The following is an 11,529-nucleotide window of genomic DNA, read 5'->3' as shown; positions in this document are numbered from 1 at the left end:
TTGGTCGACATCGGACGATACCGTCCGCGGCCCTCTGCCGCCACATCAATCGGGTCTGTCACCGTCGCTCCCGGCGCCTCGCGGCGCTTCCGCCGAGGCCCGGAAATGGCCAAAGTCGAGGCGTTGAAGATCGATTGGGATTATGGTGAAAAGGGAAATCTGACGACTGATTCGATTATCGAAGGACTACGCAGCGGTGCTGTAGAAGATGGTGAGGTTGCATGGGAAGCCGGTGATATAGCCGAAGCATTTGCGGAACACAGAACACTTGTGGAGGCGGAGTATCTGCAACCTTTCCAGGCGCATGTGCCGCTGGAGCCGATGAATTGTACCGCTCATTTCAGGGACGACGGACGACTGGAAATCTGGGCGCCAACGCAATCTCCAAGTGCGGCTTACAATGTTGCAAAGTCGATTACGCAGTCGAAGATCAGGCGCGGTCTGGAAGAGGTTAGGGAAAAACTGCTCGGTTTTCGTGATGAGAGTGTCGACGTCCATACTACATTGCTTGGTGGCGGCTTCGGCAGGAGACTTCAGCAGGACTATGTCGCGGAAGTTGTGAAGATCGCGCAACACTACAATAGACCGGTCCAGTTGGTCTGGACGCGGGAAGAGGACGTACAGCACGACCACTATCATCCGATGACTCTTCATAAGCTGAAAGGAGTCCTGGATGACAATGGAATGCCGGTTGCTTGGGACCATCTTGTCGCGGGTCATAACGTATCGGCCGAAGGCGCAGCACCTCATCCCTATGCGATCGGTCATTCTCGCGTCTCGGTGCTTGACTACGCGACAATCATTCCGAAAGGCGCTTGGCGTTCCGTGGCTCCGCACTATAATGTGTTTGCCGTTGAGCATTTCCTGGATGAATTGGCCTTGGCGGGAAAGCAGGATCCGGTCGAATTACGCCTTAAACTGCTTGGTGATCAACCTCGGCTGCGGAAGGTCCTGGAGATGGTGGCAGACAGCGCCAATTGGTCCAACGGTTTGGGTCGTGGAGTTGCAATGGGTGCCGGGGTGGTTTCCCGCTGGGGTAGTCATGTCGCCCAGGTTGTCGAAGTGGCCGCGACCGCAACGGATGGTTGGAGAGTCAAGAAGGTCACGTGTGCCATTGACTGCGGCATCGTGATCAACCCGGACATCGTCAGGCAACAGATGGAGGGCTCAATCGTATTCGGCCTATCGGCAGCCACAAAATCAAAAATCACGATCAAGAATGGCCGGGTGGAGCAGAGTAACTTTCATAATTATCCGATTCTGGGTATCCATGAAACTCCAGAGATAGAGGTATTGATCGTCCAAAGCGAGGAAGAGCCGGGTGGTATTGGTGAACCGGGTGTTCCGCCGTTAGCACCGGCACTAGCGAATGCACTGTTGGTGGCAACAGGGCAGCCTGTGCGGGAATTACCGCTGAAGTTAGGTTGAATTCAGCTGAAGAGACCGGAGAAGCGGGGCGAGCGGTTTGGCCGGAATGGCTGACAAATGTGCATTCCCTGACTCGCCTCTTTAGGCGATTTGGGGTTCGACCGGGATCCGTGGGGCGTGCTCGGAGTCATCGTCTCGTCGGATTGGCCGGATCCGACTGATTTCGCGGAGCCTGCGCCCCCGGCCGACGATCTCATCGACGGCGATCAAGATGCCTATGCGTTTGCTGTTGAGACGAATCAGGTTGGGCGGGTGCTGTTCGAGCCTGTCGCGGAGGATCGGCGAAAACCTTCTATCTTTGGTGTCGCTGTCGTGGATAAAGGTGGTGCGATGAGGCGGGCAGCTCTTCGTTGCGGCTGCGCTCGGTGGGCCATGGAGTCCTAATGCAACGAAAAAGGGGCTAGGCGTTTTGCCTAACCCCTTGTTTCTAAATGGTACCGAGGGCCGGACTCGAACCGGCATGGTGTTGCCACCGTCAGATTTTGAGTCTTGGGAAAACCATCAACCACAACAAGTAACGATAGGGAAAACAGTACATTACACCCTAGCTCTTGCTGTTGGTTGTTGTGGATAACTGGCGAAATTTGGGGGCAAGTGCGACGAGAGTGCGACGCGGCACAAGTCCCGGTCGCCCCTCGTCGGAGGTGCACTCCGAGCGCGGGCGGGTCTGGCGCGCCCAGGACCAATGCCGAGGCCGTTCGTGGATTCTGATTCCGCAAGTTTGCGGAGGGAGATTTCGCCGGGCATCCGACTGCACTCCCCCGCACCAGCCGCGCGACCTGTGGTTTTCTGTAGCGGCTCGGTGCCGTCCTATGACGCACTGGTCGAGCGGATCGCGACACAACATGAGAAGTCCGACACCGACACTTACCTCGACCCGCTTGAACAGGCGATCAGCGACGAACAAGCATCACGAACTGAACCAGCGAGCCAAAACGCGACTTGAGACCGTCAAGCAGAACCGGGCGGCTTTACTCTCGCGGGCGAAAGCCAAGTAGACCTCGACGCCACGCGAGACTGAATCCTCGACATTCGTGCCGAGTTCGGAAGATGAAGCAGCGGAAGCCTACGGGCTAGCAGCGACCCTGCTGCGCGACCTGATGAAGGTGTCCGATACGGGGTTTCTGGATTGGCTGAAGTATTGGGTGTTACAAGGCATCTGGCGTGTTCTTGCTGGTATTCGATTAGTTGCAGGTGTAGTAGCAGGCCAACAGTTCAACGAGTGGGCCACTAAAAGGTATGATCTGCCGAGGTGGAAGAAAGGTGCTTCACCATAGCAGTTGCGAGCACCGGGCGGGTGATCGTTAACGCGCTGGACCTAACCCGAATATTTCATAAAAAAGGGCGACTCTCGTTCAACCCATTGATAAAATGGCTGTTCCGCCAAGAACGCTTCGGAAGAAGCTAAACGAGGTCGCCCATGCCCGAGTCTACCCCGGAACAGCTGCGTTTTCCCCCGGTCGCCGGTTTCACGGTCCGCGGCGACTTCGACGGCGGCGCCATGTCGTCTGACTTTGGCCCCATGATTCTGCGCGGGGTTGATCGGCAGATCGGCCTGACCGAGCGGTTGAGCGCAGCGATCGATGATTGGCGCCATCCGTCCTACACCACCCATCCGATGCGTGAGCTGATCGCGCAACGGGTCTACCAGATCGCCTGTGCTTACGAAGACGGCAACGACGCCAATGCGCTGCGCCGTGATGCGCTGTTCAAGCTGGGGCTGGAGCGCAAGCCGCTGGATGCGACGACGGACCTGGCCAGCGGGCCGACCTTCTCGCGTTTGGAGAATGGGGTCGGCGCGCGCGACCTCTACCGCATGGCGCAGGCCTTCGTCGAGGCCTTCATCGCCAGCTACCCGAAGGCGCCGCAGGTGATCGTGCTCGATATGGACCACTCCGAAGACGCCACCCATGGCCAGCAGGAGTTCGCGTTCTACAATCATCACTACGGCAACCATTGCTACTTGCCGCTGTTTCTCTTCGAGGGCCTCTCGGGGAAGTTCATCACCGCGGTGCTGCGTCCCGGCAAGCGCCCCACCGGCGCCGAGAACGCGATGATCCTCAAGCGCGTGCTCAAGCGGCTGCGGGCCGCGTGGCCACGCACACGCATCATCCTGCGCGGCGACGGACACTTCTCCAACCCCGAGTTGATGGCCTTGGCGATGGCCGATCCGTTGACGGATTTCATCTTCGGCCTGGCGGGTAACCGGGCTCTCACGCCACGGGCCGAGCCGTTCTTGGCCGACGCCCGCAAGCTCCATGCGCTGCGCATCGAGAACGCCCGGCGCGCCGACGCCGACGTACCCGAGCGGACCCGCACCTACCACGAGGTTGACTACCGTGCCGGTTCCTGGCCCGGCGCGTGTCGGACCATCCTCAAAGCCGAGGTGACGGCGCGCGGCGACAACCTCCGCTTCGTCGTCACCTCCTTGGACTTGCCCAGTCCCGAGTGCGTCTACCGCGATCTGTACTGCGCGCGCGGCCAGGACGAGAACTTCATCAAAATGATCAAGAACGATCTGGCCAGCGATCGCACTTCCGACAGCACCTTCTTGGCCAATCAGATGCGCTTGTTCTTCTCCTGCGCCGCTTACGTCTTGCACCAAACGCTGCGCACCGAGGTCCTCGTCGGCACGGAACTGGCCAACGCCCAGCCTGCCACCGTGATCATCAAACTGTTCAAGCTCGCCGTGCGCGTGGTGCAGTACAAAGACCGCGTGCGCCTGCACCTGCCCTCGAGCTGTCCGGTCAAGACGCTGTTGCAGCAGGTCACCGAGAGGCTCTTCAACGCGCAGCCCCGGGCGGCGCCCGCCTAGACGCACATACATCCCCGCACGGGGATTTCAGCACGCGCACGACGACTATGCCCACCTCGGGCAGGGCATCGTACGCCTGCGCGGCGACAAAACTACTCGTGCCCCGTTGATCAAGCCCGTTGCCGCTCGGTATTTCCACCATTCAACCCCCGCGGCGTCCCGGTCATCGCCCTCGGTGACGCCCAGCGCCGCGCAAATCCGCGAGGCCAGTGTCGGCTGTGTCGGTTTATGAAACATCCGGGCTAATGACGTCGAGTCGTTGAACTGGACACGAATCACGGTCGCGCGCTCGGGGGCGGCGAGGCGCGGATGTGTCCCGCACCGACTATCGAGGTCGTCAAGGACCAGGGCGTGGCCGCAAGCCTCGCAGGTGCGGAGCACGATGACCGCCTGGGGGACTATGCGATTTTCCAGTGCTTCGACCCGGCGTGTCAGGGCGATAGACATTCGCGTTCTCCTGATGGATCTGGCTTCGGACCGATGGATCGCTGCGGAAGGCCGAAGAGGATTTCACGGAGCTGCGTGGTGGTGATCTTGAAGCCGAACAGGTCAATGTTCTGTTGCGCGGCTCCGCGTGCTTTTTCCAAGGTCTCGACACGCCTACTCAGTGGGCTTGCCATGGGATGCCGCCTCCAGCGCCACGACGCGCTTCAGTAGTTCGTCGGTCTCGATGACACGCGAGAGCGACCCCAGACCGGCCAGCAATCGGCCGCCCTGCTCCGGTGTCACGATCGACGCACCAACCGCGGCAATGATCTCCCTGCCATCGCCGCCAAGATCCGTACCGGCCAGTGGCAAGGTCACAGGCTGGTCTGCTGGCTTGAGCGCCGGCAGCACGCGGTCGAGCAGCAGCCGCGCCGCCGTGGTGTCCCCGCCCTTCGCCGCCGTCACCATCGCAGCCAGGATCTCGGGGAGGTCCTTCTCGATGCTCGCCCGCAGCTTCATCTGACTGACGACGCCGGGCGGTCGCCCCCGGGGATTTCCGCTCTCGCCTTTCTGAAATTTCGCCATCCTGCTTTCTCCTGTTCGGATCAGTCGGCTAGCGTCGCGCGCCACTGCCGCAGCAACTTTGCCATGTTGGACAGGTCGGGTGCCTTGCCGTGTGCCGCCTTGATGGCATCGACAATCTCCCTGCTCGATATGCCTGCATCGGCCATGGAGAGTGCCATGCGTCGCACCTCGGGGGAGTATCCGCGCGCCGGCTTCGGGCCGGGTGGCGTCTCGGATTGAGTCGTCACAGTGACGATGCGGGGTGCCGTCTCGGGTTCGGGTTGCTGCGTCACTGTGACGCGATCAAGATCAATCCATGTCAGCTTGAATCGGTGCGGGGTGTCCATCCTCCGCAGCAGCTCGTTGACGAGATCCGCGACCGCGAACGGATCGCCCTTGCGGAATGCCGGGGCGATGGCCTCAAGAATCGCGCTCACGGGGGCCGCTGCAATGGCGTCCTCGTCGCCGCTCAACAACTCCAGGGCTTTGATGCGCAGCTCGCGTTGGCGTTGGGCGCCGGTGCGGGCGGGTCGCTTCATCCGTTCGGTCATGTCGCGTCACTGTAACAGGATGGGGTGCTTCAGTATCGTCACTGTGACGAAACAGTCAAGTCGTTACTGTGACGATCGGCCAGTAGCCGGCGTTTCCGACAATCCACCATCTTCGCGGCTCCGTTCCAGCTTCGCCAGCGCCCATGCAACCGTCTTCCAGCGTCGCCCGCGGTTCCCTGCCGCCGTGCGCTGCGACCTCGCCCAAGCGTTCTTCGGCTCCAACATGGCCGCCCGAGCCTTCTTCAGGTTCTCACTCGACGCGCGCCGCGCGGCCTCGCTTCGTTCTACAGTTATCGCTCATGCTCCTCGATTGTTGTCAGCTCCAAGCATCGTGCTCAAATTTTCGCGGCGCGAATGAGGCTCTGCCGCAATCCTCCGCTCACTCAGGTGTCATGCCCATGTTCGTATCATCCAGGTCAATCAAACGGCCGCTATGAATCAGCTCGAAGACGATGTCCGTGAGCCCATCCATCGCCTGCCGGTCTTCTCTCAGGACACGCATCGCAAGCCCCTGGTGGGATTTGAGTGCCCTGACGACGCCCTGCCTGACCGCTCCGGGCAGACTGCCTTTCAAAGCCAGGTCCCGCGCGCTGTTCTCGACTTGAGCCATGACTACCGCGTTTTCCTTGGCGATCGAGACGATGTGGTTGACGAAGACGGCCTGGTCTCGCAGTGGAGCAGCATCGCCGAACAGTCGATTCAGTCGCTCGATGATCTCTTTCAGGTAGTCGGGGTCATCCGGACCACTCGCGCCACCCGGCCCCATCGGTTTCAATGACGGTTTGTCGGTCTCGGGTTTGACATCGTCCTGCTTGGCCTTGATGTCGAAGCCGGTCAGCAACAGCCCTTTCAGGTCGATGGTCTCGGGCGTGTCCCCATCCAGCCGCTTGCGCAGCAGCTTGGCGAAGGCGGCAAAGCTCTCCAGCTCGGGTTCGCCGAGATCAATCAATTGGGCGATATAGGTGTAGGCGCGACAGAAGCGGCTGAGTCCGCTTCTGAAGCTCGTCAGATCCGCCATCTGTTTGGCGAAGTCGCGTCGCTGGTAGTCGGCTGCCTTCTCGGCGACCGTGTTGCCCTCGCGATGGGCCTTCTCGAAAGCCCCTTCCCAGGTGCTGACCGCATCACGCAGGACCTTCAACCGCTCGTTGAACCGCCGCGTAGGGCGCTCGGTCGCGGCGTAGAGTGCCTTGTGCTGGGGATCGCGCGCACTGGCGATGTCGCGGAGGCTCTTGAAGCGCGCCGCCTTGAAATCCGCGAGGTCATCGGGCTCGTATAGACCGGCCGCGTCGAGTGCATCCTTGATCTCGTAGACAACATTGGGATCCTGCGCCTCCTCGATGCGCGCGCCCTCGTCGAACATCGCAAAAGCGCGCCGCACATTCTCGGGGTCGTTCACGAAATCGATGATGAAGGTTTCGTCCTTGCCGGGATGCGTCCGGTTGAGGCGCGAGAAGGTCTGGACGATCTCGACATCGTTGGCGATCTTCTTATCGATGTACATGGCCACCAGCTTCGGCTGGTCGAAGCCCGTCTGGAATTTGTCGGCGACCAGCATCACCCGATACTCGGGGCGGTCGAAAACCCGGCGCAGATCCGGGCTTGGCAGGCCCGGGTTCATGCTGATCTCGGTGAACTCCTCGCCCGCGCCCACTTCAAAAACGTCCTCTGCCAGACGCTCGTCATCGGCATGCATCACCTGCTTGCCGGTGAGCTTGCCGGAAAAAGCCACAAGGGCACGGATTCCTGAATGCTCCGGGTGGGTCTCGATGTAACGGTCGAGGCCCTTCTTGTAGCGCACGACCGCCGCGCGTGAGCTGGTCACCACCATCGCCTTGGCCTTGCCATCCAGCAACGGGGCGACGTTACGGCTGAAGTGCTCGATGATGAACTGGACCTTCTGGGTGACGTTGGTGGGGTGCAGGGTCATCCACTGCGCCAGCGCTTTTTTAGCGCGCTTGCCGCTCACCCGCTTGGTGTCCTCGAACTGCTTGGCCAGATTGAAAGCCGTCTGGTAGGGCACGTAACCGCGCAGCACGTCAAGGATGAAGCCCTCATCAATGGCCTGACGCATGCGGTAACGGCGAAACGACCCAGGCAGATTGTCCTTCGCAGACCGTCGCGAGGGGTCAGGTCGCGTCCCGAATAACTCAAATGTGGAATGCTTGGGCGTCGCCGTGAAGGCAAAGTAGCTGATGTTCTTGGGGCGAATGCGGGATTTCTGGAGTCTCTCCAGCAATTCCTCCACGGTCAGCTCGGCTAGATCGCCCTTGGCTGTCAGCGAGAGCACGGCCTGGAGCTTGGTCGCCGTGGTACCGGTCTGAGAATTGTGGGCCTCGTCGATGATCACCGCGAATCGTTTGTCCTTCAGACCTTCCTCCGTGAGGATAGCCTCCAGGGCATGGGGAAAGGTCTGGATGGTCACCACGATGATGGGGGTACCGTCCAACAGGGCATCCGCCAACTGTTTGCTCTTGGGCTTCGCGGATGTCTGCCGGTCGATCGCCGCGATCATCCCGAATTGATGGTCGATCTGCTTGACGGCGTCCTGGAGCTGGCTATCCAGCACCGTGCGATCCGTGACGATGATGACGCTGTTGAAAACCGGCTCGCCGTTGTCCCGGCGCAACTTGACGAGATCGTGCGCGGTCCAAGCGATGGTGCTGGTCTTGCCCGAGCCGGCGCTGTGCTCGCAGAGATACGACAGACCCGGCCCGTTAGGCTTGGCGTCGGCGACCATCGCGTTGACCGACTCCCACTGATGGAAGCGCGGAAAGATGAGGGTTTCGCGCTTGGACCAGTTGCCGCGCAGGTCCACCGCATCCTTCTTCTCGATATAGACGAAGCTGTGGAAGATCCGCAGCCAGGCATCCCGTTGCCAGACCCACTCCCACATGTAGGCGACCGGATAATCCCCATCGGCGCGCGGCGGATTGCCCGCGCGCCCCTCATGGCCCCGGTTGAAGGGCAGGAAGCGGGTATTCTCCCCGTCGAGCCGGGTCGCCATGCGAACATCCGAATCGGACATGGCGAAATGGACGATCGCCCCGCGCTTGAAGGTCAACAACGGCTCGCGGCGCTTGGTCTTGGGATCGAACGGGAGTCGGTCGGTTCGGTATTGCTCCATGGCCGCCTCGGCCGACTGGGTGAAGTCGGTCTTCAGCTCCACGGTAGCCACCGGCAGCCCGTTGATGAAGAACACCAGATCGATCGCCAGCTTGCGCGCTGGGTGATACTGGAGTTGGGGCACTACCCGCAATCGGTTGGCGGCATAGCGCTTGAGCACGTCCGCGTTGCGCCGGTCTTTGGGCGCGGTCTCGGAGAGGTCGATGTGACCGCACCCGGCGATCGAAAAGCCGCGTCTCAACACATGGATGGTGCCTTGCCGCTCCAATGCTCCGACAAGACGATCCAGCAGCACCGCGCGTGCGCGCTCGCCGTGATCCTTCTGGAGCTTCGCCCACTTCTCGGGTTGGGTCTCCTCCAGCCAGGCGATGAGGTCGTCGGGATAGAGCGCGTGCTCAATGTCGAAGTGGCGCGTGTCGCCGACCAGCCAGCCCTCCTTTTCCAACTGGGCAAGGATGGATGCCTCGAAATGCCTTTCCCGATGCGCGGTATCGCCATTCATGGCTGGATCTCGTTATTCGCTTCTTGAACCTGTTTCGCGGCGCTGAACTTCTCGTACCAGTTCCCCAGCCGACGCTTCACGGTCGCGGGCAGCGCCCGGTCCAGCTTCTTGCGGAAATCCTCGTCCTGCGTCTGCTCGTAGGTCACTTCCTTGAAGACGTAGTTGACCGTGGGCGCCTCATCCTCGACCCGGCTCAAGGTCTTGTGCAACTCATCGGCCAGTTTGCCCCGGTCAATGACAGTGTGGCCAGGTGACGCAGTCGCTCGGGCAATCCGTTCGCCAATCAAGTTGACCGTATCGCGGATGATCTCCTCTGCTTCCCGAGCAATGGTCTTGCGCATGCCCTCCGAGTGGGCCATCAAACGGGTCTCGTAAGCCTCGACCCGTGCCTCGAACTCAGCGCGCCGCGTCCGCTCCATCAGACGCCCGAAGCCCGGTATGTCGTAGAGAAAGTCCGACTCGATCGCGTGGCGCTCCCGGCTCAAGGTCGCTTCGCTGACGGGCTCCAGCAACGGGTTGCTACTTTTGTCGAACGCCGGCTCGCCCCGGACGAACATCGGCACCTCGATCTCCCTATCCTTGAAGTCCGCGAATGCGCGCAACTTTGCGTCCAGCAGGCTCCGCAACTGTTCGGACGCATCGGCGTTGAGAAGGTCACTGGAGATGCGGATCTGCCGCCGCGCCAGTTTGGCGCCCTTCACCTTGAGCTCGACGAACTGAAGCTTGGTGCTGAAAACCCGCGTCACACGCGCGAGATCGACCGGAATCGGTGGGTTGTCGGCCAGTGCCTTGGCGACCTCGGCGACCCGCTCCGGGCTCACCGCGCGCGTGCCGATTTCCGCATCGCGTTGATGGGTATCGGTCCCCTCGGCGCAGACGGCTTGCGCGATCTGCTCGCCGGGGTTTGCGCCAAGAAAGAGGCCATTGGGGGCCTTGTCCACGGCGGACGCCGACGGATTGGCGGTTTCGGGCGCGTCCTCGACTGAGCGCGGCGTTGGCGACCAGACGAGCGTTCGGTCATCGGCCAGAAGGACACCAATGCGAAGCGCCGGCTGGTAGCGAACATAGAACCCGGCTCGCTGGGTCTGGCGGTGGACCTCCTGAAGCGCGGCGATCTCGCCGAATCCGATGCGGCACACATCCTCATCCGCATCGAGGATCAGGGTTACTTCCAGCTTTCCGATCTCATCGAAGCGATCGCTCAGCGCCTTCGCAACGGGCAGGTAGAGTCCTGGGCCGATGTAGACGATGCGGCGGCCGGCCTGCCGGATCAAAGCGATCAGGGCGTCGTCATTGACGGCGCAGAAGGTGCTCATGCGGCATCCTCCCGCAGGTCAATCTGTCCAGTGACGGCGGCCGTGATGAGGGCGGCGCGGCGTTCTTTGAGGAGGTCGATGCTGTGTTGAGTCTTAATTGATAGCGCATCGATTCGAATGGTTTCTCGTTGGATGTAATCAAGGATGGCGTCTTGCTCGTCCACGGATGGCAAACACACACATACGTCTCGGAAGTACTCCCAATAAAGCCGCATTCGGAAATCGGCAATTCCGCGAGAAAAGCGCCGCATCTCCTCAACGGCCATCGGTGTGCGCAGCAAGTGCTCAACGTACTCCGTGCGAAAAACCCGTTTGGGCTGTGCGACGACGTATGCTGGACTGACAAGTCCCTCGACTCGCACAGCCCCGAATGCGCCTTGCCATGCACGCATCATGTTGTAGGCTATGTCCCCTGGCAAAACCCGTTTATACTTCGTGCGGTCCTCGATGTGGTAGATTTGTCTTTCCCGATCCTCTGGATTCAGTTCTTCATCGGTGATGCCGTCGTGGATTGAAATGGACAGGATCGGGAGATCAGCGACGCCGACTCTAATCGCTTCGTCAAAGAGAATAGCCATTCGGTACCGCTCCCAATGCTCTGGCACCTCCCCAATCCACTCCACCCCGGAATCCCTCTTCTTCAAGTCCGGGTCCAGCCCCTTGGTGACGGCGTGGGTGATGAGCGCCTGGCGCTTCTCCTTCAGCAGCTCAATGAAGCGGGTCTTCTTGGCGATGAGGGCGTCGATGCGGGCGGTTTCGCGGTCGAGGGCGAGACAAATTTGTTCTTGTTCGAGCAAGTCAGGA

Annotated in this window: 8 protein-coding genes; 2 read left to right on the top strand and 6 right to left on the bottom strand. The window is 60.9% G+C overall.

The genetic code is table 11. The features are described 5' to 3' along the window. Positions 1–105: 105 nt before the first annotated feature. Together LT988_RS04915 and LT988_RS04910 are read left to right on the top strand one after the other, a co-directional pair. Positions 106–1,428: a xanthine dehydrogenase family protein molybdopterin-binding subunit gene (locus tag LT988_RS04915; RefSeq protein WP_232409113.1), complete on the top strand. Its 1,323-nt coding sequence runs from the start codon at positions 106–108 to the stop codon at positions 1,426–1,428. A 1,420-nt stretch (positions 1,429–2,848) separates the two neighbouring features. After that, the gene (locus tag LT988_RS04910; protein WP_232406659.1) at positions 2,849–4,243 is read left to right on the top strand and encodes an IS1380-like element ISTro1 family transposase; all 1,395 of its coding nucleotides are present in this window, start codon (positions 2,849–2,851) and stop codon (positions 4,241–4,243) included. A 431-nt stretch (positions 4,244–4,674) separates the two neighbouring features. On the opposite strand, the gene LT988_RS04905 is transcribed toward LT988_RS04910, so the two are convergent. The 6 genes from LT988_RS04905 to LT988_RS04880 all read right to left on the bottom strand — a co-directional run bounded on the left by LT988_RS04905 (position 4,675) and on the right by LT988_RS04880 (position 11,522). Beyond that, positions 4,675–4,863, bottom strand: coding sequence for a hypothetical protein (locus tag LT988_RS04905; protein WP_232409112.1), 189 nt, complete (start codon positions 4,861–4,863; stop codon positions 4,675–4,677). After that, positions 4,844–5,254 (bottom strand): DUF5681 domain-containing protein, encoded by a 411-nt coding sequence (locus LT988_RS04900; RefSeq protein ID WP_232409111.1) that lies wholly within the window; start codon positions 5,252–5,254, stop codon positions 4,844–4,846. Before LT988_RS04900 ends, LT988_RS04905 begins: the two co-directional genes overlap by 20 nt. A gap of 20 nt (positions 5,255–5,274) precedes the next feature. Next, positions 5,275–5,772, bottom strand: coding sequence for a hypothetical protein (locus LT988_RS04895; RefSeq protein ID WP_232409110.1), 498 nt, complete (start codon positions 5,770–5,772; stop codon positions 5,275–5,277). 391 nt (positions 5,773–6,163) lie between these two features. Beyond that, the gene (locus tag LT988_RS04890; RefSeq protein ID WP_232409109.1) at positions 6,164–9,409 is read right to left on the bottom strand and encodes a type I restriction endonuclease subunit R; all 3,246 of its coding nucleotides are present in this window, start codon (positions 9,407–9,409) and stop codon (positions 6,164–6,166) included. Next, on the bottom strand, positions 9,406–10,725 hold the full coding sequence (locus LT988_RS04885; protein WP_232409108.1) for a hypothetical protein: 1,320 nt from the start codon (positions 10,723–10,725) through the stop codon (positions 9,406–9,408). Before LT988_RS04885 ends, LT988_RS04890 begins: the two co-directional genes overlap by 4 nt. After that, positions 10,722–11,522: a restriction endonuclease subunit S domain-containing protein gene (locus LT988_RS04880; protein WP_232409107.1), complete on the bottom strand. Its 801-nt coding sequence runs from the start codon at positions 11,520–11,522 to the stop codon at positions 10,722–10,724. Before LT988_RS04880 ends, LT988_RS04885 begins: the two co-directional genes overlap by 4 nt. Positions 11,523–11,529: the final 7 nt, after the last annotated feature.

Source organism: Thiocapsa bogorovii, assembly GCF_021228795.1.
In the GTDB taxonomy this organism is placed as follows: Bacteria; Pseudomonadota; Gammaproteobacteria; order Chromatiales; family Chromatiaceae; genus Thiocapsa; species Thiocapsa bogorovii.
The sequence above is the reverse complement of the archived record's forward strand: the minus strand, read 5'-3'. Positions and strand labels throughout refer to the sequence as shown.